The sequence below is a fragment of the Paenibacillus thermoaerophilus genome (assembly GCF_005938195.1).
GTDB classification, from domain to species: domain Bacteria; phylum Bacillota; class Bacilli; order Paenibacillales; family Reconciliibacillaceae; genus Paenibacillus_W; species Paenibacillus_W thermoaerophilus.
Map to the genome: position 1 here is coordinate 1 of NZ_VCQZ01000019.1, position 23,977 is coordinate 23,977.

19 protein-coding genes, 2 tRNA genes and 1 pseudogene are annotated in these 23,977 nt (G+C 60.0%); 17 read left to right on the forward strand and 5 right to left on the reverse strand.

Annotated features, from left to right (window positions below):
* Positions 1–288 precede the first annotated feature (288 nt).
* Complete coding sequence (gene rph / locus FE781_RS12935) at positions 289–1,047, forward strand: ribonuclease PH (protein ID WP_138790054.1); 759 nt, start codon at positions 289–291, stop codon at positions 1,045–1,047.
* Complete coding sequence (locus FE781_RS12940; protein ID WP_138790055.1) at positions 1,034–1,678, forward strand: XTP/dITP diphosphatase; 645 nt, start codon at positions 1,034–1,036, stop codon at positions 1,676–1,678. Before rph ends, FE781_RS12940 begins: the two co-directional genes overlap by 14 nt.
* A 237-nt stretch (positions 1,679–1,915) precedes the next feature.
* On the opposite strand, the gene asnB is transcribed toward FE781_RS12940, so the two are convergent.
* The gene (asnB, locus tag FE781_RS12945; RefSeq protein WP_138790056.1) at positions 1,916–3,763 is read right to left on the reverse strand and encodes an asparagine synthase (glutamine-hydrolyzing); all 1,848 of its coding nucleotides are present in this window, start codon (positions 3,761–3,763) and stop codon (positions 1,916–1,918) included.
* Positions 3,764–4,112: 349 nt separating this feature from the next.
* Here asnB and FE781_RS12950 point away from each other — a divergent pair, with 349 nt between their 5' ends.
* Positions 4,113–5,066 carry a diacylglycerol/lipid kinase family protein gene (locus FE781_RS12950; RefSeq protein ID WP_138790057.1) on the forward strand — a complete coding sequence of 318 codons (954 nt, stop codon included), beginning with the start codon at positions 4,113–4,115 and terminating at the stop codon, positions 5,064–5,066.
* Positions 5,067–5,090: 24 nt separating this feature from the next.
* On the opposite strand, the gene corA is transcribed toward FE781_RS12950, so the two are convergent.
* On the reverse strand, positions 5,091–6,041 hold the full coding sequence (gene corA / locus FE781_RS12955; protein ID WP_138790058.1) for a magnesium/cobalt transporter CorA: 951 nt from the start codon (positions 6,039–6,041) through the stop codon (positions 5,091–5,093).
* Positions 6,042–6,287: 246 nt separating this feature from the next.
* Here corA and FE781_RS12960 point away from each other — a divergent pair, with 246 nt between their 5' ends.
* Positions 6,288–9,491 carry an efflux RND transporter permease subunit gene (locus tag FE781_RS12960; protein ID WP_138790059.1) on the forward strand — a complete coding sequence of 1,068 codons (3,204 nt, stop codon included), beginning with the start codon at positions 6,288–6,290 and terminating at the stop codon, positions 9,489–9,491.
* 21 nt (positions 9,492–9,512) lie between these two features.
* Positions 9,513–10,412: a TetR/AcrR family transcriptional regulator gene (locus FE781_RS12965; RefSeq protein WP_138790060.1), complete on the forward strand. Its 900-nt coding sequence runs from the start codon at positions 9,513–9,515 to the stop codon at positions 10,410–10,412.
* A 436-nt stretch (positions 10,413–10,848) separates the two neighbouring features.
* Here FE781_RS12965 and msrA read toward each other — a convergent pair whose 3' ends face one another.
* On the reverse strand, positions 10,849–11,847 hold the full coding sequence (gene msrA / locus FE781_RS12970; protein WP_379252985.1) for a peptide-methionine (S)-S-oxide reductase MsrA: 999 nt from the start codon (positions 11,845–11,847) through the stop codon (positions 10,849–10,851).
* Between the two features lie 124 nt (positions 11,848–11,971).
* Here msrA and FE781_RS12975 point away from each other — a divergent pair.
* The 6 genes and pseudogenes from FE781_RS12975 (at position 11,972) to FE781_RS13000 (ending at position 14,902) form a co-directional block, all read left to right on the forward strand.
* Positions 11,972–12,045 (forward strand) — tRNA-Arg (locus tag FE781_RS12975).
* A 102-nt stretch (positions 12,046–12,147) separates the two neighbouring features.
* A pseudogene (locus FE781_RS12980) lies at positions 12,148–12,451 on the forward strand (EamA family transporter).
* Positions 12,452–12,629: 178 nt separating this feature from the next.
* The gene (locus FE781_RS12985) at positions 12,630–13,010 is read left to right on the forward strand and encodes a YhjD family protein (RefSeq protein WP_138790062.1); all 381 of its coding nucleotides are present in this window, start codon (positions 12,630–12,632) and stop codon (positions 13,008–13,010) included.
* Positions 13,007–14,266: a DNA polymerase IV gene (locus FE781_RS12990; protein WP_138790063.1), complete on the forward strand. Its 1,260-nt coding sequence runs from the start codon at positions 13,007–13,009 to the stop codon at positions 14,264–14,266. Before FE781_RS12985 ends, FE781_RS12990 begins: the two co-directional genes overlap by 4 nt.
* Positions 14,263–14,598, forward strand: coding sequence for a YolD-like family protein (locus tag FE781_RS12995; protein ID WP_138790064.1), 336 nt, complete (start codon positions 14,263–14,265; stop codon positions 14,596–14,598). The genes FE781_RS12990 and FE781_RS12995 overlap by 4 nt, the downstream gene beginning before the upstream one ends.
* Positions 14,599–14,713: 115 nt before the next feature.
* On the forward strand, positions 14,714–14,902 hold the full coding sequence (locus tag FE781_RS13000; RefSeq protein WP_138790065.1) for a hypothetical protein: 189 nt from the start codon (positions 14,714–14,716) through the stop codon (positions 14,900–14,902).
* Positions 14,903–15,034: 132 nt separating this feature from the next.
* Here the strand turns inward: FE781_RS13000 and FE781_RS13005 are convergent.
* Positions 15,035–15,105: transfer RNA gene (locus tag FE781_RS13005), tRNA-Gly, on the reverse strand.
* Between the two features lie 162 nt (positions 15,106–15,267).
* Between FE781_RS13005 and FE781_RS13010 the strand changes: the two genes are divergently transcribed.
* The 5 genes from FE781_RS13010 (at position 15,268) to ispG (ending at position 21,032) form a co-directional block, all read left to right on the forward strand.
* Positions 15,268–16,224, forward strand: coding sequence for a HEAT repeat domain-containing protein (locus FE781_RS13010; protein ID WP_138790066.1), 957 nt, complete (start codon positions 15,268–15,270; stop codon positions 16,222–16,224).
* Positions 16,225–16,369: 145 nt separating this feature from the next.
* Positions 16,370–17,659: a trigger factor gene (gene tig / locus FE781_RS13015; RefSeq protein WP_138790067.1), complete on the forward strand. Its 1,290-nt coding sequence runs from the start codon at positions 16,370–16,372 to the stop codon at positions 17,657–17,659.
* Between the two features lie 254 nt (positions 17,660–17,913).
* Positions 17,914–18,495 (forward strand): ATP-dependent Clp endopeptidase proteolytic subunit ClpP, encoded by a 582-nt coding sequence (gene clpP, locus FE781_RS13020; RefSeq protein ID WP_138790068.1) that lies wholly within the window; start codon positions 17,914–17,916, stop codon positions 18,493–18,495.
* A 22-nt stretch (positions 18,496–18,517) separates the two neighbouring features.
* Entirely contained in the window at positions 18,518–19,786 is a 1,269-nt protein-coding gene (clpX, locus tag FE781_RS13025; RefSeq protein WP_138790069.1) for an ATP-dependent protease ATP-binding subunit ClpX, read from the forward strand.
* A gap of 148 nt (positions 19,787–19,934) precedes the next feature.
* Complete coding sequence (gene ispG, locus FE781_RS13030; RefSeq protein ID WP_138790070.1) at positions 19,935–21,032, forward strand: flavodoxin-dependent (E)-4-hydroxy-3-methylbut-2-enyl-diphosphate synthase; 1,098 nt, start codon at positions 19,935–19,937, stop codon at positions 21,030–21,032.
* Between the two features lie 97 nt (positions 21,033–21,129).
* Here ispG and FE781_RS13035 read toward each other — a convergent pair whose 3' ends face one another.
* Positions 21,130–21,951, reverse strand: a complete 822-nt coding sequence (locus FE781_RS13035) for an N-acetylmuramoyl-L-alanine amidase family protein (RefSeq protein ID WP_170209539.1) — start codon at positions 21,949–21,951, stop codon at positions 21,130–21,132.
* 151 nt (positions 21,952–22,102) lie between these two features.
* On the opposite strand from FE781_RS13035, the gene lonB reads away from it, so the two are divergent.
* The gene (lonB, locus tag FE781_RS13040) at positions 22,103–23,806 is read left to right on the forward strand and encodes an ATP-dependent protease LonB (RefSeq protein WP_211346362.1); all 1,704 of its coding nucleotides are present in this window, start codon (positions 22,103–22,105) and stop codon (positions 23,804–23,806) included.
* The last annotated feature ends 171 nt before the right edge of the window (positions 23,807–23,977 follow it).

The window sequence follows — 23,977 nt, forward strand, 5'->3', positions numbered from 1 at the left end:
TAAAGTGGCTCATAGGGGCTTTCTCCTTCTTGGTGTGTTGTCGGCAAACATCACTTTACCAAGGGAGAAGCTCTTTTTCTATGTTCGCTTTTTCCATTTCCTACCCCCACGGAAATTTTACACTAACTTGGCAAAAGTTAGCCGGGTCAGGCATTTTCCCGCCAGCTCGGACACGGACGCCCGGAAAATTCCGCCGTTCGGCCGCTTCCGCCGGGAAATCGGTGTGATTTTCCGGTCAAGGTCTGGTAGAATGGTAAGATCGAATCTGCAGAAAGAGACGGTGAAGTCATGAGGACAAGCGGACGCAAGGCGGACGAGACCCGGTCGGTCTCCATCACGCCCCACTATATCAAACATGCGGAAGGCTCCGTGCTGATCGAGGTCGGCGAGACGAAGGTCATCTGCACGGCGACGGTGGACGACAAGGTGCCGCCGTTCATGAAAGGACAAGGCCGCGGTTGGGTGACGGCGGAATATTCCATGCTGCCGCGGGCGACCCAGACGCGCAATCAGAGGGAATCGTCCAAAGGAAAACAGTCCGGACGCACGATGGAAATCCAGCGGCTGATCGGGCGCGCGCTGCGGTCGGTTGTCGATCTGTCGGCTCTGGGCGAACGGACCGTCACGCTCGATTGCGACGTGATTCAGGCCGACGGAGGAACGCGCACCACCTCGATCACGGGCGCGTATATCGCTTTGGCGTTTGCGCTGAATCGGCTGCTCGACGAAGGCAAGCTCCAGCAGATGCCGTTCACGGACTTTCTCGCTTCGGTCAGCGTCGGAATCGTCGACGGCGAGATGCTGCTCGACCTCGATTACCAGGAGGACTCCAGGGCCCAGGTCGACATGAATATCGTCATGACCAGCAGCGGCAAGTTCGTCGAGCTGCAGGGGACGGGCGAGGAGGCCCCGTTTGGCCGGTCCGAGCTGAACCGCCTGCTGGAGCTCGGCGAATGGGGCGTCCAGCGGATGATCGCGAAGCAGAAGGAAGCGCTGGGGCCGATTGCGGATCTCATCGGGGAGGCGATCGCGCATGCGGCTGGATAATAAGACGGTCGTGGTGGCGACCCGCAACGAAGGCAAGCTGCGCGAGTTCGCCGCGATGCTCGAGCCGGCCGGGCTGCGCGTGATCGGTCTGCGCGACGTGCCGGGAGCGCCCGAGGTGGTGGAGGACGGCGAGACGTTTGCGGCCAACGCGGCCAAAAAAGCGGTCGAGATTGCGACTTACCTGGGCATGCCGGCGCTTGCGGACGACTCCGGGTTGTGCGTGGAAGCGCTCGGCGGCGAACCCGGCGTCTACAGCGCGCGGTACGCGGGCGAAGGCGCAAGCGACGAAGCCAACAACGCCAAGCTGCTGGCCCGCTTGTCGCAGCCGGAGTTCGCAGCCGGTTCGATCGCCGCGCCGGACGGGCTGAAGCTGCTCAGCCGGGCTTCCTATGTCTGCGTGCTTGTTCTGTACGATCCGGCAACCGGCGAGACGGTCGAGACCAAAGGAACGGTCGAAGGCTGGATTGCGGCGGAAGCCCGCGGGCAGGGCGGCTTCGGCTACGATCCGTATTTTTATTTGCCGGAGTACGGGCGCACGATGGCCGAGCTCTCAATGGAGGAGAAAAACGCGATCAGCCATCGCGGCGCGGCGCTTCGCAAGCTGGCGGCGCGGTTGGACGGACAAGCTTGACCTGGACGGGAGCACAGCAGGCGCCGCCGGAACGGGCGAAAGCGGCCGCTCCGGCGGCAACCGGCGGAGCGGCGGCTCGGCCATCGCGCATGCGCGCCCCGAGTCGCCTCCGGCAAGCCGGGACGCTCTCGGTCCGAGGCGGCGGTCGTTCCCGCCGGTCCGCAATCGTCGCGCCTACCCGATAATCAACCTCAAGAAGGGAGTCCCCGAGCCGGGAACTCCCTCTTTCTCAATCGCTCACAGCACCAGCCTCACCTTGTACTCCCGCAGCCACGTATCGACCTGCGCGAGGAAGGCGAACGTCTGCGGCCCCGTCATCAACTGGCCGAAAAACGGAATTTGGAACGAATCGAGATCGTCCGCCGCCAGCTTGCGGAGCTGTCCCGCGTTGACGAGCGGCCGGAGCGGCGAGCGGGAATCGTCCAAAATGTCGAGCACCCACCTTTTGACCGCTTGGGCGTAGGCCGGATTATGCGTTTTGGGAAACGGGCTTTTTTTCCGGTCGATGACATCGTCGGGCAATACGCCCCGCAGCGCATGCCGGAGAATGCCTTTTTCCCGGCCGTTCTTGCTCTTGATGCTCCAGGGCACGTTCCACACGTATTGCACAAGACGGTGGTCGCAATACGGCACGCGCACTTCCAGGCCGCAGGCCATGCTCATCCGGTCTTTGCGGTCCAGCAGCGTCGGCATAAACCGGGTGATGTTGAGGTAGGACATCTCCCGCATGCGCCGCGCGGCCGGATCTTCGCCGTCCAGATGCGGCACTTCGCCGATCGCCTGACGGTACCGGTCGGCGACGTATTCCTCCGGCCGGATCGCCTTCGCCAGTTCGGGGGACAGCAGGCCGAATCGGGCTTCCGTACTGATCGCCCACGGGAACGTGTTCGCTTCCAGCGCCTCTTTCCGGTGGAACCACGGGTAGCCGCCGAACACTTCGTCGGCCGCCTCGCCGGAAATCGCGACGGTCGCGTTTTTTTTGATCTCCCGGCAAAACAGCAGCAGCGACCCGTCGACATCCGCCATGCCGGGCGTGTCGCGGGCCAATACGACGGAACGGAGCGAATCCACCAGCTCGGGCGTGTCGAATTCGACGAAGTGATGGCGCGTGTTCAGATGCTCGCGCATCCGGTCCACCCAGGGCCGGTCGGGATTCGGCTGATAGACGCTGGCGCGGAAATGCTTGTCGTTACCGACGTAGTCGATCGAATACGTGTCGATCGTCCCTTGGCCCGTGCGCGCATAGTAGTCCGCCGCAAGCGCGCTGAGCGCGCTGGAATCGAGGCCGCCGGACAGCAGCGCGCATACGGGCACGTCGGAGACGAGCTGCCGCTCCAGCGTGTCCCGCAGCAGCCAGCGGATGTGCTCCGCCGTGTCTTCCTCGTCGTCGCGGTGGGGCAGAGCCTCCAGCCGCCAATACGCCCGCGTCGACGCGCCTTCCGGCGTAAACGTCAGGCAGTGGCCCGGGAGCAGCTCCTTCAGTCCCCGGTATATGCCGTGGCCGGGCGTTCGGGCCGGCCCCAGCGCGAACACCTCGGCCAGACCTTCCGCGTCCACCTCGGCGGGGAAGCCGGGATGCGCCAGTATGGCTTTCGGTTCGGAGCCGAACAGCAGCTCGCCGTCCCGCAGCGCGTAGAACAAAGGCTTCACGCCGAGCCGGTCGCGGGCGAGGAATACCCGCCTGCGGTTGTCATCCCATACGGCGAAGGCAAAAATGCCGTTGAGTCTGTCGACGCACGATTCCCCCCACTCCATGTAGGAGAGGAGGAGCACTTCCGTGTCGCAGGTCGTCCGGAACGAATAGCCCGACGACTCCAATTCGCGGCGAAGCTCCGGGGCGTTGTACAATTCCCCGTTGTAGACGATCACGTACGTATCGTCTTCGCGCCTGCGCACCATCGGCTGGGCGCCGCCGGCCGGATCGATGACGCTGAGCCGCCTGTGGCCGAAGGCGCAGTTCGCCGTCAGCCACTTGCCGGAAGCATCGGGTCCGCGCGGTGCCAGCGTCTCCGTCATGTTTTCCAGAATGGCGGGGTATCGGGTCAAATCCTTGTTCCAACTGACCCATCCGGTTATTCCGCACATGGTACTCATCCTCTCTCGGTTGCGGACGTCGAGGCGGTCTCGCCGATTACCCTTCAATTTATGCGTTTCACGGCTTGGCACATGTCATGGACGGATTTTTCGGAAATGGCGATCGTTCATGCGATGTTTGACGGTTTTGGAAAGCGCTTGCAAATTAACTTGACGTAAACGCAAAATGCTTGTTGTTGCCGATCGAAAAGGTAACGTATACTAGAAATACTTTTCATACCATCCGTCAAGGAGATCCCGAACTTCGGGGAAAAGCCGCATCTGGCGGGGGATCGGAAATATTGCGGGAAGCGGAACGCCGGGCGGATCAACAACCTGATTCAGACGGACGAGGTGGAGCATGATCGGTTTTATCGTGAATCCGGCAAGCGGGAATGGCCGGGGCGGACGCGTCTGGAAAAAGCTTGAGCCGGAATTGAAGAGAAGATCCGTGCCGTACCGGGCCGCGTTCACGGAATGCAAAGGGGACGCGGTCGCCAAAACGGAAGATATGCTTCGCCGATATTCGCTGGATGCGGTTGTCGCAGTCGGAGGGGACGGAACCGTGCACGAGACGGTCAACGGCATGGAGCGGGCCGGCAGCCGAGACCGCAGCGGCCGCCGGCCTCCGTTCGGCTACGTGCCCGCCGGATCGGGCAACGACTACGCCCGCGCGTGCGGCATTCCGCGGGACCCGGCGGAAGCGCTCGACCGGCTGCTGCGGGAGCTCGCGTCCGGCCGCGAGCCGCTGTCCGCGGACCTGCTGCGTCTGGAAGGCGACGGCGCGCCCGCCGCGGCGAACTCCTACGGCTTCGGTCTGGACGCCGCGGTGGCCGAAGCCGTCAACCGTTCGACCGGCAAGCGTCTGCTGAACCGCCTCGGCTTGGGCAAACTGGTCTACTTGTTTGCGCTGCTTCGCGCGCTGGTATCCTACCGTCCCGTCCGGGCGTCCGTTACCGTGGACGGCGGGGATACGCGCCGGTTTGAGGAGGTATGGCTGATCGTCGTCGCCAACAACCCCTGCTTCGGAGGCGGCATGCGCATCTGCCCGGGAGCGGATATGAGGGACGGCCGGGCGACGGTGTGCGTCGTCAGCGGACTCGGCCGGTTGGGACTGCTTTGTCTGTTTCCGCTTGTATTCGCGGGTCGCCATGTCGGATTGAAGTCCGTCACCCTCCTGGAGGGGCGCGAGATCGAGATTGAAGCGCCGGCGGGCATGCCCGTTCAGGCCGACGGCGAGTCGGTCCGCCTCGCCGCGGGAGAAGCCGTCCGGACGATCCGCGTGGCGCCGGGCGCCTTCATGACTCTCGGATGAGGTGGGCGGTACGGTCGCCGGAAATCAGTCGAACCAGCCTTTGCGCCGGAACCACGCGTACATGCCCAGACCGAGGCTCAGCATGCAGCCCAGCACGACGAAATAAGCCGGCCGCCACTGCAGCTCCGGCATATAGGCGAAGTTCATGCCGTATATGCCGGCGAGCAGGGTGAGGGGCATGAAGATGGTGGTGATAACGGTCAGCGTCTTCATGATCCGGTTCATCCGGTACGAGTTGATGGACATGAAGTTGTCGCGCATATCCGAGGCGATGTCCCGGCTCTGCTCGATCATGTCGGACAGCTTCATCAAATGGTCGTACACGTCCGTGAAGTAAAACAGATGCTCCCTCAGCCCCTGAATCTTGTTCGTATTGACGATCCGGTACAGCAGATCCCTCATCGGCAGAATGGTGCGCCTCAGCTTCAGCAGCGCCGTCCGGATGTCGTACAGGCGGTTCATCAGATCGAAATTCGAATCGTCCGATTCGTTGTTCTCGATATCGTTCAGTTGCTCCTCAAGCTGCTGGACGCCGGGAAAATATTCGTCCACCAATTTGTCGATCACCAGATAAGCCCCGTACAAATGCCCCTTGCTCCACTCCTCCGGATTCCCCGCGATCCGCTCCCAGGCTTCGTCGATCTCCCGATGCCGCTTCCAATGAAACGTCACCAAAAAATTCGGCCCCAGGAACAAATCGACTTCCTCGACCTGCAGGCTCCGGGAGTCGATCGCGTGCAGCACGAAGAAATGCGCATCCTCGTAGTGATCCAGCTTCGGCCGCTGCAGCACATGCAGGCAGTCCTCCACGGCCAGCGGATGAAAATGAAAATGATCCCGGAGCAGGGATGCTTCTTCTTCGGTCGGCGAATTAAAATCGACCCAGTACCAGGCGATATCCTCATCGTTCAGGCGCTGCAGGGGAATGTCCGCTTGCAGTTGCGAATTCCGGCCGACGGCCAATGTTCGAATCATCTCGGACGGCTCCTTGCTAAATCGGATTAACGAACGGCTCCCATTATAAAAAGGACGGGCGGGATTGGGAAGAACGCGGGTTCCCGCCTCGTTCTGGAATAAGACGCCGGAGCCGCAGTTCGGCCCACATTTTCAATTGACAATCGAACGGCATTCAACTATTCTGAAGTTGTGATTTGAACGATGTTCAAGAAAGTTGAACGGCGTTCAAATCTGCAAACATAGAAAAAGGATAGGAGTGGAAGCGTGAAGGGCATCATTCGTTTTTCCACGAAAAACAAGTTTGCGATCTGGCTCATGACGATTATCGTCACCGTCGCGGGATTGTATTCCGGCTTCACCATGAAGCAGGAAACGATCCCGAACATCAACGTGCCGATCCTCATGGTCAACACGATTTATCCGGGGGCCGCGCCGGAAGAGGTGGCCGACCAGATCAGCCTGCCGATCGAACAGCGGGTCAAAAACTTGAACGGCGTGTCGAGCGTCAGCTCCACCTCGATGGAGAACGCGTCTTCGATCGTGCTGGAGTACGACTACAGCAAGGATATGAAGGAAGCGGAAGCGGAGCTTCGCGAAGCGCTCAGCGCGTTTACCCCGCCGAAAGGCGCGCAAGCTCCCAAAATTTCCAAGCTGAGCCTTAACGATTTCCCTGTCGTCTCGCTTAGCGTGGCCGGCAAGGAGAAATCGCTCGAGGACGTCACCAAGCTGGTCGAAGAGGAGCTCAAACCGGCTCTCGAAGGCATCGACGGCGCCGGTACGGTCGCCATCGCCGGCCAGCAGATCAAGGAAGTTCAGCTCAAGTTCAAAAAGGATAAAATGACGGAGCTCGGTCTCAGCGAAGAAACGGTCAAAGGGATCGTGCAGGCGAACGCGCTCCAAGCGCCGCTCGGCCTGTTCGAGTTCGGCGATACGGAGAAGACGGTCGTGGTGGACGGCAACGTCAAGACCGTCGATCAACTGCGCAATCTCGCCATCCCGGTTATTCCGTCCGGCGCCGGAGCCGGAGCGGGCGGAAGCGCCATCGGCGCTCCGGGCGCGGGCACGGGCGCTCCGGGTATGGGTGCTGCTCCGGGCGCGGGAGTGGCTCCAGGTGCGGGAGCGGCGGCGGCCCAGACGCAGGCCCCTGCCGGACAAGCAGCGGCTTTCGCGGGACTGCCGACCGTCAAGCTGTCCGATATCGCCGACATCGAAGTGGTCGGCAAAGCCGAATCGATCTCGCGCACGAACGGCAAGGAGTCGATCGGCATTAACGTGTCCAAGGCGAGCGACGCCAATACGGTCGACGTCGTCAACGCGGTCAAGGAGCAAGCCGACAAGTTCTCGGAGGCGTACCCGGATCTTGAGGTCGTCGTTATGCTCGACCAGGGCAAGCCGATCGAGGATTCCGTCGACACGATGCTGGAGAAAGCGGTATTCGGCGCTATTTTCGCCGTGATCGTCATTCTGCTGTTCCTCCGCAACATCCGCACGACCATTATCTCGGTCGTCTCGATTCCGTTGTCGCTGGTCATCGCCATCCTGATTCTCAATCAGATGGATATTACGCTGAACATCATGACGCTGGGCGCGATGACGGTCGCCATCGGCCGGGTCGTCGACGATTCCATCGTCGTAATCGAAAACAACTATCGCCGCATGTCGCTTTCTTCCGAGAAGCTGAAGGGCAGAGAGTTGATCATGGAAGCGACGAAGGAAATGTTTATTCCGATCCTGTCGTCGACGCTTGTCACGATCGCCGTGTTCCTGCCGCTCGGTCTGGTCAGCGGTCCGATCGGCGAGCTGTTTATGCCGTTTGCCCTGACGATGGTGTTCTCGCTGCTGGCATCGCTGCTCGTCGCGATTACGGTCGTGCCGATGATGACCCACCTGATGTTCCGGAACGGGGTCAAAGGCAAGCAGCATGACGACAAGCCGGGAGCGTTGGGCTCGGCGTACCGCCGGCTGCTCGGATGGGCGCTGAACCACAAGATCGTCACGTTCCTGTCGGCGGTCGTCCTCCTGGTGGCGAGCACGTTCTTGTTCCCGCTCGTAGGCGTCAGCTTTATTCCGGAGGAAGAAGAGAAATACGCCATGGTAACGTATTCCCCGGGACCCGGCACGCTGCGCGAGGATGTGGAGAAATACGCGCTGGAGGCCGAGAAGCTTATCCTGGCGCGGCAAGGCGTGGTTAATCTGCAATACTCGATCGGGGGCAGCGGTAACCCGTTCGGACCGAGCTCGGACAAATCCGGATTGTTCTACGTTCAATACGAAAACGATATTCAAAACTTCGCCGAGGAGAAGGAACAGCTTGTCGAGGCGCTCAAAGCGGTCGACCCGAAGGGAACCTGGGCGCAAATGGATATGGCCGGCGGCATGGGCGGCAGCCAAATGACGATTTTCGTCTACGGCGACACGCTTGACGAGATCAAGCCGGTAGTGGAGAATATCCAAAAGGATATGCGGGAGATTGGCTCGTTCGATAAAATCGACTCGTCCCTGTCCAAAACCTACGGCCAATATACGCTTGTCGCGGATCAGGAAAAGCTTGCCCGGTCGGGTCTGACCGCGGGGCAAATCGCCATGACGCTGATGCCTTCCCGCGAGCGTCCGGTTCTCACCCAAGTGACGGACAACGGCAAGACGTACAACGTCTACGTCGAAGCCGACAAGGCCGAATACGGCTCCATCGCCGACATCGAGAACGCGACCCTGCAATCGCCGTTCGGTCCCGTTGCCGTCAAGGATGTCGTCAAAGTGGTCGAAGGCACGTCGTCCAACACCGTTACCCACAAGGACGGCAAGCTGTACGTGCAGGTTACGGCCAACGTCACCAGCAAAGACGTCGGCAAAGCGTCGTCCGACATTCAAGCCAAAATCGACGCTTACGACTTGCCGCCTTCGGTCAAAGTGGATTTCGGCGGTGTCACGGAGCAGATCAACGAGACGTTCACCCAGCTCGGACTCGCCATGGCCGCTGCCGTCGCGATCGTTTATCTGTTGCTGGTTATCACGTTCGGAGGCGGCCTGACCCCGTTCGCGATCTTGTTCTCGCTGCCGTTTACGATTATCGGCGCTCTCGTCGGCTTGTTCCTGGCAGGCGAGACGGTTAGCGCGCCGGCCATGATGGGTATGCTGATGCTGATCGGCATCGTCGTCACCAACGCGATCGTCCTCATCGACCGCGTGCTGCACAAGGAGCAGGAAGGACTCTCCACGCGGGAAGCTCTGCTTGAAGCGGCCGGCACGCGTCTGCGTCCGATTCTGATGACGGCGCTGGCGACGGTTGGCGCGCTGCTTCCGCTCGTGTTCGGCGTCGGCGGCGGCAGCGGAGGTCTGATCTCCCGCGGTCTCGGCGTCACGGTAATCGGCGGCCTGATCAGCTCCACGCTGCTGACGCTGGTCATCGTGCCGATCGTCTACGAATTCCTGTCGAGATTCCGCCGTAAGAAGACACTCGAAGATTAATCGAGCGGTGGAGGTGATTTGTTGGACAAAAAAAGCCAGATCCTGGAGGCGGCGATGCGGTGCTTCTCGCAAAAGGGGTACCGCGCCACTTCCATCCAGGAGATTGCCGACACGCTCGGCATCGCGAAAGGCTCGCTATACTTTTATTTCAAGTCCAAGGAAGATTTGCTCGCCTCGATCATCAAGCAATACATCGACAAGATGATGGACGAATTTTGGGCGATCGTGCGCGACGAATCGCTGCCGGCGAGGGAACGCCTCTACCGGCAGCAAGTGCAAAGCTTCAGGTACTATCAAAACAACAAGGATTTTATCCGCCTGCTGATGCAGGAGCGGCTGGACCTGCACGATCAGTTGTTCGAACTCGTATACTCGGTCCGCTATCAGACGTTAAGCGGGATTCAACAACTGCTGACGGACATCTACGGAGAAGCGTCGGTTCCTTATTCCGTCGATGCCGCAACGGTCTACATCGCCATGAGCAACGAGTATATGACGTATATGATTCTCGACCAAGGCTGGGTGGAGCTGGACGAGGAGCGTTTGGCCCGGCATCTGCTGAATTGGCTGGATGACGTCATGCAGGGCATGCTGAAGCGCGGAGAAGATCCCTTGCTGCGGCCGGAGAAGCTGCTTGCGATGGCCGAGGCGAGGGATATGCACAAGCCTCTGTGGAAAAAAGAAGCGCTGACGGAGCTGCAAACGATCCGCAGCCTGCTTGAATCCTCGGGGCTGGCCGCCGAGACGCTGGACGAGATGATCTCCTCCACGGTGACGATCGAGGAAGAGATCGACCGGGATCTGCCTCGGCCCGTCGTGGTCAAAGGGCTGATCGCGCTGCTGAAAAAGGTCAAAAAGGCGGAAATCAAAAAGCATATCGCCCGATTGGAACAGCTTCTCGCTCATCGTCCTTATGCGTAACCGCAGGCGGCGCGGGAGTGTCCGGGATTTGATTGCGCCTCCGGAGAGGCGGCCCTCTGCGGGCTGTCTCTCCGGTTTTTTTTGCCGATAAAACGGTTGCGTCGCCCGGGCTCCCGAACCGCTTATGATCTGCGGCGGAAACGTCGCAACGCCCCCGTATGAGGATTGCCCAGGGGAGCAGCCGCCTCCTCTTGCGGCGAGCGGGAATCCGCCGCTGCTGCTGGTTATGCTGGCGTTGAAGATGGGTGTCTGGCAAGCGGTGTTCGGCACGGCGCTGGTTCCGCGGTCGTCAGCCAGTTCTCCCAGCCCTCGTCGGCGATTTTGTTCAAGCGGCACCTGCCGGCGGATCAGATCGGTCCGGCAGCGGGCTGCCGCAGCGCAAACGAAGAGGCCCCTGAACCTTCGGCGGTTCGGGGCCTCGTTGATCGCCGGCTTCTTATTCAAACAGCTTCAGATAGCGGCCATAGCCTTCCTTGACCAGATCTTTTTTCGGGATAAAGCGCAGCGCCGCCGAGTTGATGCAGTACCGAAGGCCGTTCGGTCCCGGCCCGTCGTGGAACACATGCCCCAGGTGCGAATCGGCTTCCCGGCTGCGCACCTCCGTGCGGATCATGCCGTGGCTGAGGTCAAGTTCTTCCCGAATCGCCGACTCGTCCAAAGGCTGCGTAAAGCTCGGCCAGCCGCAGCCCGAATCGAATTTGTCCTTCGAGCTGAACAGGGGCTCGCCGGATACGATGTCGACGTAGATGCCTTCCTCGTTGTGATCCCAATACTCGTTGCGGAAAGGCGGCTCCGTCGCGTTGTTCTGCGTGACCTCGTATTGCAGCGGAGTAAGCTTTTCCCTCAGGCGCTGCTCTTCTTCTTTGCTTTTGGCCTTCCAGTGTTTTTGGATAAAAGCTTCCCGGCCGGAGCCTTTCAGGTACAGTTGGTACCGCAGTGGATTTTTCTTGTAGTAATCCTGGTGGTAGTCCTCCGCGGGATAGAAGGTTTGCGCAGGCGAGATTTCCACCGCGATCGGTTTGTCGAACCGGCCGCTTTCCTGCAATTCCTTTTTGGAGGCTTCGGCAATGGCTTTTTGCTTCTCCGAGTGGTAAAAGATCGCCGGGCGATAGGAAGATCCCCTGTCGTGGAACTGTCCTCCGGCGTCGGTCGGGTCGATCTGCTGCCAGAAGAGGCCCACCAGCTCCTCATACGGAATGACGTTCGGATCGAATTCGATTTCAACCGCCTCCGTGTGGCCCGTCGTTCCCGAGCACACCTCCTCGTAGGTCGGATTTTCCGTATGTCCTCCCGTATAACCCGAAGTGACGCGGATGACGCCCGGCAACCGGTCGAACGGCTTTACCATGCACCAAAAGCATCCTCCGGCAAACGTGGCCAGTTCTGTCTGATGTTCCGCCATCGGTATCCCTCCATTCGGATTTGCTGTTTTCATTATGACGGCCGTCCGGTTGCCATGTCAAACCGTCGGGGCGGACGCGGCGGATTTTCTTCGGAACCATAGAAAGTTCTGGGTTGCGCGCGCCCGGCGTTTCATGCTATAATGGCTCTCGCGTCAAGTCCCAGTAGCTCAGCTGGATAGAGCAACGGCCTTCTAAGCCGTCGGTCGGGGGTTCGAATCCCTCCTGGGACGTAAAAGCAGCAACAGCCGCCTTCGGGCGGCTTTTTGCATGGCTGCGCCGGTCGCGTCTGTATAACGGGCGGCCAGAGCCGTCGGATAAGAGGGGGACTCCTTATGAATTGGTTGTTTTATGCGCTTTTGTCGGCCGTGACGGCTGCGCTTGTATCGATTTTCGGCAAAATTGGCTTAAGCGTTTGCGTTTATTTTGCTGAGCGGAATTGCGGGCGCGTTGTCGTGGCTGTTTTATTTTCTCGCGCTGAAAACGGGCAAGGTGGCCCAAGTCGGCGCGGTCGACAAGCTGAGCGTCGTGATTGCGGTTGCGCTGGCGTTTATTTTCCTCGGGGAGAAAATCTCCGGGGTCAACGCTGCCGGCGTCGCCTTGATCGTAGCGGGCGCGATTCTCGCGGCCCTGAAATAACACCGGTCACGGTTCCGGACATCGAAGGAGCCTCCCGCTGCGGCGGGAGGTTTTTTTGCCGTTCCGGACGGGCCCGCCGGGACAGCCTGGCGTAAATTGTCAGCGCTCCGGATGTTTACTCGGCCAAGCCCCCTGTATATAATGAGAACATATGTTCTAGGAATCGGGAGGGGAGAGTATGCCGCAACTCCAGACGCAAGACGAAATCCGCATGGTGAAGGAATATCTGGTGCTTGCCGTCATGCTCGATCTGTTGGAGCATGACGCGGCGAAGATGCAGCTTCCGGGTTTGAAAATGTCCCACCTCTATATTCGCCAGTTGCGGAGCATCCAGCAGGGCATACCGGAACGAATGCGCGAGCTGCGCCGCGAATTCAAGCGCAGCGGCATCCGGATCGTCGGCATGGAGCGGAGCAAGACGCATATCCGGGCGGATTACCTGTGCCGGGGATATCGGCACGAGATGATGCTGCAGGGCGATCTCGTGAAGTCGGAGATCGAGGTGAGGCTTGAGCGCGAATTGGCGATCGCCCCGAAGGCCGGCGAAGGCCGGCCATGACCGCTTCCCGGACCGTGCTGCTGGCGGACTGCCAGTCGTTTTACGCTTCGGTGGAGAAGGCGGCGAACCGGCACATCCGGGATAAGCCGGTGGTGGTGGCGGGCGATCCGAAGCGCCGCAGCGGCATTGTGCTGGCCGCCTGTCCGATCGCCAAACGTTACGGCGTCACCGCGGCGGAGAGCTTGCGGGAGGCGCTGAACAAGTGCCCGGGCCTCGTCGTGGTGCAGCCGCGCATGCGGCATTACATCGATATTTCTCTGCAGATTACCCGCATTCTGGAATCGTATACGGATCTGGTCGAGCCGTTTTCGATCGACGAGCAGTTCGTGGACATTACGGGCAGCTTGGCCTTGTACGGCTGCAGCGCGGTCGAGCTCGCGCGCCATATCCAGATGCGGGTGTTCGAGGAGACGGGAATCCGTACCCGGATCGGCATCTCGGAAAACAAGCTGCTGGCCAAGATCGGCTGCGACCTGTTCGCCAAAAAAAACGAAACGGGTATTTACGAGCTGAGCCGGGACCGTCTGCCGGACATTCGGGGGATGGAGCTGAACAAGCTGTTCGGGATCGGCACCCGCACGATGAGGCATCTCCACCGGATCGGCATTTATACGGCGGGAGAGCTGGCGGATATGCCGCTGGCCGTGCTGAAGCGCAAGCTTGCGGCCGCCGTCGGCAAGAACGCCGACATCTGGGCCGAGGTGCTGTGGCGGACGGCGAACGGCATCGATGATTCGCCCGTTACGCCCGACGCGTTCGGTCCGCAAAAAGGGATCGGACGCCAGACGACGCTGCCCGTCGACTACACCGACGAGACGGCGATCCAGGTCGTGCTGCTGGAGCTGTCCGCGCTGGTCTGCGAGCGCAGCCGCCGGAAGGGCTACCAGGGATCGGTCGTCAGCGTGGGCGTGCAGGGCGCCGACTTCGACCGTCCCGGCGGATTCAGCCGGCAGATGAAGCTGGAGATGCCGACAAACGTGACGCGGGAGGTGTATGCGGCGGCCAAGGCGGTGTTCCGGAAGCACTGGGACGGCAAGCCGGTACGCAAGGTGTGGTTGTCGCTGGGCGACCTGCAGGAAGACGGGGTCCTCCAACTGAGTCTGTTCGGGGACCGGGAGAGATGGCTCGAGCTGGAACGCACAGTGGACGGCTTGAAGGACAAATACGGCCAGATGTCATTGTTCTGGGCCGCCTCCCTGATGCCGGGCAGCCAGTTGAAATTGCTCGACAACAAGATCGGAGGGCATCTGAAGTGAAGACAAGCAAGAAATTAACCGGGAACGGTTTGTACGAATCGTCGCGCATGATGCTGTTCGAGCATCGGGACGCCTATCTCGAGACGAAAGAAGCCGCCCGCGCCCGGGTCAAGCCGGAAATCGACGAGCAGCGGCTGGAGGAATGGAGCCGGACGATCGCGGAGGCGATGGCGGAAGGGCGGGCGCTTGCCTTTCGCGTATTCGACCCGTTCGGCATGGACGAGGTCCGCGGCGCGATCCGGCAGGCCGATATCCGGGGGCGGAGACTCGTGATCGAGACGGAGGCGGGCCTTAGAGCGATCCGGGTGGAGGATATTCTGGACGTAGAGTGAAGGCATGGCGGAGCTGCCGCGCGCGGGCTATGTTTATTCCAAAACCTGCGAGTATACAAGAACGTATGTTCTGGTTATAATAAGAACAAACGTCCCCATTTCGGAGGAGAGACAGATGCCGCTCAAATATGTCGGTCATGCCGTCACGATTATTTATGTGGACCGAAAAGGGGCGATCACCCAACGGTCGATCCGCGTGCAAGCGGTCCGGGACGGCAAGGTGAAGGCGTACGACATTACCCGAGGCGCCCCGAGACTATTCGCGGAGGAGCGCATTCTGGCCGTTCGGCCGATGGCGTCGTGATCTGCAACGCGCCCGGGACCCGGTCCGCTCATCCGCATATTTTATATTTAATGAAGAAATCCGAATATCGAGGCCAACGAAACCTCCTTGCGCAAACAAAAAACCCCCGACGTTCTCGGGGGTTTTGGCGTAAGCGGGTGAAGGGAATCGAACCCTCGCCTCAAGCTTGGGAAGCTGGCGTTCTACCATTGAACTACACCCGCACCGGATAAGATTAAAATCAGTGGGCAAGCCTTATCATAACACGAGGACGCGGGCCGAATCAAGAGAGTTGCGGCGGCAGAGAGGCTTAACCGGGTTGCATTTTGCGGAAACTTCGATAATAATAGCTCCATAAAATAAGGAAGGTGTGGAACGGTCAGTTTATGTCGAATCAACCGGAATCAAACGTCTTCCTGCTGCCTGCGACGATTGACTACTATCAGATGCAATTAACCCGGATGCTGGAGACGGAGCGGTACCGGGAGGCGGCCGCCACGCTTCGTTTTTTGCTCGGGTGCCGCGTGGAGGAGAGCAACCGCCAGGAGTGGCAGGCGCTATACGATTGGCTGCAGCAGGCTTTGTCCGACGGTTCGCTGCAGGAACGCCGGACGATCGGAGACAGCGCGGAGCCGGCCGTCAACGAAGACGGCGAGGACGGCGAAGAGCCGAGCGAAGCGGAGATGGCCGCCTCGACGGTGCGCGGCAAAGCGTCGGCGAATCGGTCCTACGTCCGCAGTCTGCTGGATACGCTGCGCGGCGACGCTTCCGAGGATAAGCAGTTGCTGGCGATCGAGCAGTTGGCGCATCTGGACGACGCCGAGATTACGCCGGCCTTGCTGGAGTGGCTGAGGCGCGCTCCGCATCATCCGCTGCTGCAATACCGGGTGCTTGCGGCTTTGAAGCGCAGGGGCGAGACCGGCGATATCGTGATTCCCCGGGTGGCGGGAGGAAGAACGGAGCTTCTGGCGCTGCGGATCGAGGATACGCCGCTGGGGGCGGACGAGCATCCGCCCGCGATCGCGGCGGTGCCGGACAGGGTCCGGGCGGCGGGCGACGAGCCGTTCGGCCCCATGCTCGGGGAGTACGCTGAGACGGTCTGGAACGATTATGTGCAATCCGTCTACGGGACGAGCCGGTATCGTCAACTGGCGGAGCTTGACGATGCCGGCATCGATGCGTGGGCCGCGGCGCTGCATGCGGCGTGCGGGGCGGCTTTCGGCCAGTCCGACGAAGAGGGCGAGGCGCGGGCGGAGGAATTCGGGGTGACGGGAGAGCTGCGCGAGTTGTACCGGGCCGCTCTGGAGGAGCTGCGGGCGTTTATGCCGATCGGCTCTCTTTGAGCGGGAGCGAAACCTCTGAATGGACGAACGCAGAAACCTCTCTGAATTGACTCCGAATCAAGTTTTTATTACAATATAGAAGTTGTATTTTTTCGATCGTTCGTGGGAAAAGTTTCAGCCATAACCGTGGAGGGGAAAGCATAAAATGAAAGCAACATGGGAAAAAATAGAGAATAATCAAGTCGTGCTTCGAGTCGAAGTCGACGAGACGAAAGTTGCCGAAGCGTTGGACAAGGCCTTCAAAAAAGTTTCCGCAAAAGTCGTCGTGCCGGGCTTCCGCAAAGGCAAAGTGCCGCGCGTGATTTTTGAGAAACGCTTTGGCGTGGAAAGCCTGTATCAAGACGCTTTGGATATCCTGCTTCCGGAAGCGTATATCCAAGCGATCCAAGAAAACGACATCACCCCGGTCGATCGCCCGAGCGTCGACGTCGAGCAATTCGGCAAAGGACAACCGTTGATTTTCAAAGCGACGGTTACCGTCAAACCGGAAGTCAAACTCGGCGAGTACAAAGGCGTGCCGATCGCAAACGCGGCAGTCGAAGTGACCGACGAAGAGCTTGACGCCGAGCTGAAACGCCTTCAAGAGCGTCACGCCGAGCTGACGGTCGTTGAAGACGGAGCGGTGGAAAACGGCGATTTCGCGATTATCGACTTTGAAGGTTTCGTCGACGGCGAAGCGTTCGAAGGCGGCAAAGCGGAGAACTACCAGCTTGAGATCGGCTCCGGCTCGTTTATCCCGGGCTTCGAGGAACAAATCGTCGGCATGAAAAAAGGAGAAGAAAAAGACATCGAAGTCACCTTCCCCGAAGAGTACCATGCCGAGAACCTCAAAGGGAAAGCGGCCGTCTTCAAAGTGAAGGTCAATGAAATCAAACGCAAAAACCTGCCTGCGCTCGACGATGAATTCGCCAAAGACGTAAGCGAATTCGATACGCTGGACGAGTACAAGGAAGACCTGAAGCAAAAACTTCTGGCCCGCAAGCAAAAAGAAGACGAGCGCCGCAAAGAAAACGAAATCGTCAAGCTCGTAGCCGAAGCGTCCGAAGTGGACGTGCCGGAAGTCATGATCGACAACGAAGTGGAGCTGATGGTGAACGAGTTCGAGCAGCGCCTGCGGGCTCAAGGCATGAGCCTGGACCTGTACTACCAGTTCTCCGGACAAAACGAGCAGCAACTGAAAGAACAAATGCGTCCGGACGCTTCCGTACGCGTGCGGAACAACCTGGTGCTCGAAGCCGTGGCGAAAGCCGAAGGAATCGAAGCGACCGAAGAAGACGTCAATGCCGAACTGTCCAAGCTGTCCGAGCAGTTCAAACGTCCGGTCGAAGAGATCCGTTCGATCTTCGCGAGCAACGGCACCCTTGACAAACTGACTTACGACATCGTGACGCGCAAGACGATCGATTTCCTGCTTGCGCACAGCAAGTCGGCTTAATCGTTTTCCGGAACGCAATCGCATAAGCCATACCGAGAGGCACGTTTCTTCCGAGCGTGCCTTTCTTACCACTTCGAATTTGTCGGGCCGGCGGATGCACCCGGCGGGAGCTATTCTTGCCGCAGCGCCCGATTCCGGCAACCGGAACCGCTGAGCGGCGCGGGCTCGGTTGCCATGACAGCGGACGGCAAACGTGGTAAAATGGCACTAAGGACAGCGCAAAGTCAATTTATCAGGAAATGGGGTTCGCCGATATGAATTTGATTCCGATGGTAGTCGAGCAAGAAAGTCGCGGGGAGCGCTCCTACGACATCTATTCGCGTCTGTTGAAAGACCGGATCATTTTTCTCGGAAGCGCCATCGACGACGATGTAGCGAATCTGGTGATCGCCCAACTGCTGTTCTTGACCGCACAGGATCCGGAGAAGGATATCCACCTGTACATCAACTCTCCGGGCGGTTCTGTGACTGCGGGGCTTGGTATTTACGATACGATTCAATTCATCAAACCGGATGTCTCGACCATCTGCGTCGGCATGGCCGCAAGCATGGGTTCCCTGCTGTTGACGGCCGGCGCGAAGGGCAAGCGGTTTATGCTGCCGAACAGCGAAGTGATGATTCACCAGCCGCTCGGGGGCGTCCGCGGCCAAGCGACGGATATTAAAATCCACGCGGATTGGATTATCAAGACGAAGGAAAAACTGAATAACATCTACGTCAAGCATACCGGCCAACCGTACGAAAAAATCGAACGGGACACCGATCGGGACAATTTCATGAGCGCCGAAGAGGCGGTCGCATACGGGCTCGTGGATAAGATCATCACGACTCTCTAACCTGGAGCGAGGGGGGATACCATTGTTCAAATTTAACGATGAAAAAGGCCAGCTCAAGTGCTCCTTCTGCGGAAAGTCGCAGGAGCAGGTGCGCAAGCTGGTGGCCGGCCCCGGCGTTTATATCTGTGACGAGTGCATCGAACTCTGCACGGAAATCGTCGAGGAGGAGCTGGGACACGAAGAGGAGCTCGATCTCAAAGACGTTCCCAAGCCGAAAGATATCCGGGCCATTCTGGATCAATATGTCATCGGTCAGGATCAAGCGAAAAAATCGCTGGCCGTGGCCGTGTACAATCACTATAAACGGATCAACACGCATAACAAGCTGGAAGACGTCGAGCTGCAAAAGTCGAACATTTTGCTGGTCGGCCCGACGGGAAGCGGCAAAACGCTGCTCGCCCAGACGCTCGCCAAAATTTTGAACGTGCCGTTCGCGATCGCGGACGCGACTTCGCTGACCGAAGCGGGGTACGTCGGGGAAGACGTCGAGAACATCCTGCTCAAGCTTATCCAGGCTGCAGATTATGACGTGGAAAAAGCCGAACGCGGCATCATCTATATCGACGAGATCGATAAAGTGGCGCGCAAATCGGAAAATCCGTCCATCACCCGCGACGTGTCGGGCGAAGGCGTACAGCAGGCGCTTCTGAAAATTCTCGAAGGCACGGTCGCTTCCGTTCCGCCTCAAGGCGGCCGCAAGCACCCGCATCAGGAATTCATCCAGATCGACACGACCAACATTTTGTTTATCTGCGGCGGAGCGTTCGACGGTCTGGAGCAGATCATCAAACGCCGGATCGGCAAAAAGGTCATCGGCTTCAACACGGAAGGCAACAGCAAGCAGGATCTGAAGCCGGGCGAATATTTGTCGCTCGTCCTGCCGGAGGACCTGCTGAAGTTCGGGCTGATTCCCGAATTCGTCGGCCGGCTGCCGGTCATCTCGACGCTGGAGCCGCTTGACGAAGACGCCTTGGTGCGGATTTTGTCCGAACCGAAAAATGCGCTGGTCAAGCAATACCAGAAAATGCTCGAAATGGATAATGTTAAGCTGGAATTCGACGACGAGGCGCTCAGAGCCATCGCGAAAGAAGCGATCAAGCGCAACACGGGCGCGCGCGGTCTGCGGGCGATTATCGAAGGCATCATGCTCGACGTGATGTTCGAAGTGCCGTCCCGCGACGACGTGTCGAGCTGCAGGATCACCAAAGACGTCGTCATCGACAAAATCTCGCCGGAACTGAAGCTGAAAGGCGACAAGCCGGCCAGCAAGAAAAAAGAGGAAAGCGCCTGATTAACGGTCGCAATCGCCAAGCCTCCATCCGCCCTGTGTGCCCGTCAGGCGAGTTTTCTCGTCCGGCGGGCGGCGGCGCCGAATCCGCGGCGCCGCGCCACGAGCGGGTCGGAGGACTTTTGGGTTTATCGGGAGCGGGAGGACAACGATGTATCATCGCAAAGATACGGTGCCGGTTAAAGTCGGCAACCTGACGATCGGCGGCAGCAACGAAGTGATCATTCAGAGCATGTGCACGACCAAGACGGCGGATGTGGCAGCGACGGTCGCGGAAATCCATCGGTTGGAGGAAGCGGGCTGCCAGCTCGTTCGCGTTACGGTCAACACTAAAGAAGCGGCGGCGGCGATCAAGGAGATCAAACGGCAGATCTCGATACCGCTTGTTGCCGACATTCATTTCGACTACAGGCTGGCGTTGGCCGCCATCGAGAACGGCATCGACAAAGTCCGGATCAATCCGGGCAACATCGGCCGCCGGGAAAAGGTCGAGGCTGTCGTCAAAGCCTGCAAGGAGCGCGGCATCCCGATTCGGATCGGGGTGAACGCGGGCTCCCTGGAGAACCACCTGCTGGAGAAATACGGTTATCCGACGGCCGACGCGATGGTGGAAAGCGCTCTTTACCATATCGGGATTTTGGAGAGCCTCGATTTTCGCGATATCATCGTTTCCCTGAAAGCGTCCGACGTGCCGATGGCGATCGAGGCGTATACCAAAGCCGCGCAGCGGTTTAATTATCCGCTTCATCTCGGCATTACGGAGTCCGGCACGCTGTTTGCCGGTTCCGTGAAAAGCGCCGCCGGTCTCGGCGTGCTGCTGCACATGGGAATCGGATCGACGATCCGCGTCAGCCTGAGCGCGGACCCGGTCGAAGAAGTCAAAGTGTGCCGCGAGCTGCTGAAGACGTTTGGTCTGATCTCCAACGCGGCGACACTGGTTTCGTGCCCGACGTGCGGCCGGTTGGACATCGACCTGTTCTCCATCGCCAACGAAGTCGAGGAATACATCTCCAAGCTGAAGGTGCCGATCAAAGTTTCCGTGCTGGGCTGCGCGGTGAACGGCCCAGGGGAAGCGCGGGAAGCCGATATCGGCATCGCGGGCGCCCGTGGCGAAGGGCTGCTGTTCCGCTACGGCGAGATGATCCGCAAGGTGCCTGAAGCGGAGTTGGTATCGGAACTGAAAAAAGAAATCGACGCGATTGTCGAAGCGTACAACCGGACAGGCGTCATTCCGGGAAGGAAGCATTAAACGCCCTTATCAAGCAAGCATACGCGCGCAAAAAAGCGGCCGAGTGAAATCGGCCGCTTTTTTGCGCGCGTTTATCGGGAAACGCGGCGCCTGGAACTTACTTCTTCTTCTTGCCGCCGCGGGACTGGGCGTCGGCGGGAAAGCCGACCAGATAAGACTGCACGGCTTCGGCGATGGCGGACGCGATCTTGCGCTGCCCCCGGGACGACGTCAACGTCTTGCGGTCCTTCGGGTTGCTGATAAAACCCGTCTCCACGATCACCGTCGCGCAGTTGGCCCGCTTCAGCAAATAAAACGTGCGCTTGGCAGTCGGGGCGGCGGATTTGCCCGAAGCGCGGCCGAGCGTGCCCAGCAGAAGCTTCGCAAGAGCGTCGCTGGGCGGATCGCCGGCATGAAGCACGCCCGGTCCGCGAGCGCCTTCGTCGCGCGACCAGTTGACATGCAGGCTGATGACGATCCGGGGGCGGAGCTCCCGGATAATCAATTGACGCTGCGCCAAGTCCCGGATATGACGGGAGGAGATGCGCAGCCACGTATTGTCCTCGCTTGGCGCGTAATCCCCGGTACGCGTCAGCGCAAACGATATTTTGCGCCGGCTCAGCTCTTCGGCAAGCTTGCGGGCCATTTCCAGATTCAAATCTTTTTCGAGCAGATCGCCCTTTGATGTTCCGCCGTCGATGCCTCCGTGGCCGATATCGATGACGACGTCCGCCTGCGGCATCAACAACGGGTTCGCCGCCGGTTCGCTCTGTCCGGCGGTGTCTCGTTTGTCCGCGCCGGCTGCCGCAGCCGGCACGGCGCTCCAGAAGACCGCAGCGGCGAGCGCGATCGCCCCGCCCATTCTGGCGGCGCGTCTGCCGAACCCCATCCGCTTCGCCCCGGGCCTGGCCGGCATCGTCCGTTCCTCCGACCTCCACATCTCGCAAGAGCCCCCTTGAGCCATTTGCGTATAGATTGCTCCGCGGACGGGACCGTTTATTCATTTTTTCGTCCGGGAGCATGGATGAACGCGCCCGCGCGGGGAAATACTGACAAGTATTCCGAGTGGAAGGCTCAAGGAGGTTGGAACCGTGACATTAAGCGTCATCCTGATGATCGTGCAGGTCTTTTTTGCCGTGGTGATCGGCTTGTATTTTTGGAACTTGCTTCGCAACCAGCAGACGAACCGGACGGCGGTCGACCGCGAATCGCGCAAGGAAATGGAGAAGCTCCGCAAGCTGCGTTCCGTCTCGCTGACGAAGCCTTTGGCGGAGCGGACGCGTCCCCAGTCGATGAGCGACATCGTGGGCCAGAAGGAGGGCGTGCGCGCGCTCCGGGCGGCCTTGTGCGGGCCGAACCCGCAGCACGTCATTATCTACGGGCCGCCGGGGGTGGGCAAGACCGCCGCGGCACGCGTCGTGCTGGAGGAAGCGAAGAAAAACCCCGTTTCGCCGTTTAACGCCGACTCCAAATTCGTGGAGATCGACGCCACGACCGCCCGGTTCGACGAACGCGGCATCGCCGACCCGCTGATCGGTTCCGTTCACGATCCGATCTATCAAGGGGCTGGAGCTTTGGGCGTGGCGGGCGTTCCGCAGCCGAAGCCGGGAGCAGTGACGAAGGCGCATGGCGGCATCCTGTTTATCGACGAGATCGGCGAACTGCACCCGATCCAGATGAACAAGCTGCTGAAAGTGCTGGAAGACCGGAAAGTTTACTTGGAGAGCGCGTATTACAACTCCGAGGATACGAATATCCCGAGTTATATTCACGATATTTTCCAAAACGGGCTTCCGGCCGACTTCCGGCTGGTCGGGGCGACGACGCGTCTCGCCCACGAGATTCCTCCGGCAATCCGCTCGCGCTGCATGGAGATTTTCTTCCGTCCGCTGCTGCCGGAGGAGATCGGACAGATTGCGGAGAACGCGATTCGCAAGATCGGCTTCCCGGATTGCCCGGCGGCTGTCGAGGTCGCCAAAAAATACGCCACAAACGGACGGGAGGCCGTCAATATGATCCAACTGGCCGCGGGCATCGCGATGACGGAAGGGCGCGAAAGCTTGTCGGCGGCGGATGTGGAGTGGGTCGTGCACAGCAGCCAGATGACGCCTCGCCCCGAGAAGAAAATACCGCCGGAGCCGCGAGTCGGTCTCGTCAACGGGCTGGCCGTCTACGGACCGAATATGGGCACGCTGCTGGAGATCGAAGTGACGGCCGTGCCCGCGGCGCGTCCCGGAACGGGGCAATTCACCATTACGGGCGTCGTGGACGAAGAAGAACTGGGCGGCGGCGCGAAGACGCTGCGGCGCAAAAGCATGGCCCGCGGCTCGGTCGAAAATGTGCTGACGGTGCTTGGCCGATTCGGCATCCGCGCCCGCAACTACGATCTGCATATCAATTTCCCGGGCGGCGTGCCGATGGACGGCCCTTCCGCGGGCATCTCGATGGCGACGGCGATCGCTTCGGCCGTGCTGAATGTGCCGGTCGACAACCGCCTCGCGATGACCGGCGAGCTCAGCATCCACGGCAAAGTCAAGGCGGTCGGCGGCGTTGTCGCCAAAGTCGAAGCCGCGCTGCAGGCCGGGGCGAACCGCGTGTTGATTCCCAAGGAAAACTGGCAGGAGCTGTTCGCCGGCCTGGAAGGCGTCCGGGTGATTCCGGTGGACACGGTCGAGGAAGTGTTCGCCGAAGCGATCGGGCTGGAAGGCTGGTCCAAGTCGCCGAAGGAAAAAGCGGAGCAGCCGGAGGCGCTTATCGCCGGTCCGATTCCCGGCAGCGTGCTGCATGCCGAATAAGAAGGCGAAGCGTTCCCGCATGGAAGCCGCCGGCGTTGCCGGCGGCTTCGTTTCCGTTATGCGGCGGCCGTGGCGCGGGAAGAAGCGGCTGCGGATCGCATCCGGCGGGACACGCTGGCAGGAAATGGACGCCGGTGTCGGGCGGGAAATTGGCTTTCGGGGTTTCGTTTT

Bases quoted from the DNA above. Each gene is read 5' to 3' on its own strand.
- FE781_RS12950 (WP_138790057.1), top strand. From the start codon at position 4,113: ATGATCGGTTTTATCGTGAATCCGGCAAGCGGGAATGGCCGGGGCGGA.
- FE781_RS12985 (WP_138790062.1), top strand. From the start codon at position 12,630: ATGCCGCAACTCCAGACGCAAGACGAAATCCGCATGGTGAAGGAATAT.
- msrA (WP_379252985.1), bottom strand. From the start codon at position 11,847: ATGAAAACAGCAAATCCGAATGGAGGGATACCGATGGCGGAACATCAG.
- FE781_RS12990 (WP_138790063.1), top strand. From the start codon at position 13,007: ATGACCGCTTCCCGGACCGTGCTGCTGGCGGACTGCCAGTCGTTTTAC.
- FE781_RS12940 (WP_138790055.1), top strand. From the start codon at position 1,034: ATGCGGCTGGATAATAAGACGGTCGTGGTGGCGACCCGCAACGAAGGC.
- clpP (WP_138790068.1), top strand. From the start codon at position 17,914: ATGAATTTGATTCCGATGGTAGTCGAGCAAGAAAGTCGCGGGGAGCGC.
- FE781_RS13010 (WP_138790066.1), top strand. From the start codon at position 15,268: ATGTCGAATCAACCGGAATCAAACGTCTTCCTGCTGCCTGCGACGATT.
- ispG (WP_138790070.1), top strand. From the start codon at position 19,935: ATGTATCATCGCAAAGATACGGTGCCGGTTAAAGTCGGCAACCTGACG.
- corA (WP_138790058.1), bottom strand. From the start codon at position 6,041: ATGATTCGAACATTGGCCGTCGGCCGGAATTCGCAACTGCAAGCGGAC.
- FE781_RS13035 (WP_170209539.1), bottom strand. From the start codon at position 21,951: ATGTGGAGGTCGGAGGAACGGACGATGCCGGCCAGGCCCGGGGCGAAG.
- tig (WP_138790067.1), top strand. From the start codon at position 16,370: ATGAAAGCAACATGGGAAAAAATAGAGAATAATCAAGTCGTGCTTCGA.
- rph (WP_138790054.1), top strand. From the start codon at position 289: ATGAGGACAAGCGGACGCAAGGCGGACGAGACCCGGTCGGTCTCCATC.
- FE781_RS13000 (WP_138790065.1), top strand. From the start codon at position 14,714: ATGCCGCTCAAATATGTCGGTCATGCCGTCACGATTATTTATGTGGAC.
- asnB (WP_138790056.1), bottom strand. From the start codon at position 3,763: ATGTGCGGAATAACCGGATGGGTCAGTTGGAACAAGGATTTGACCCGA.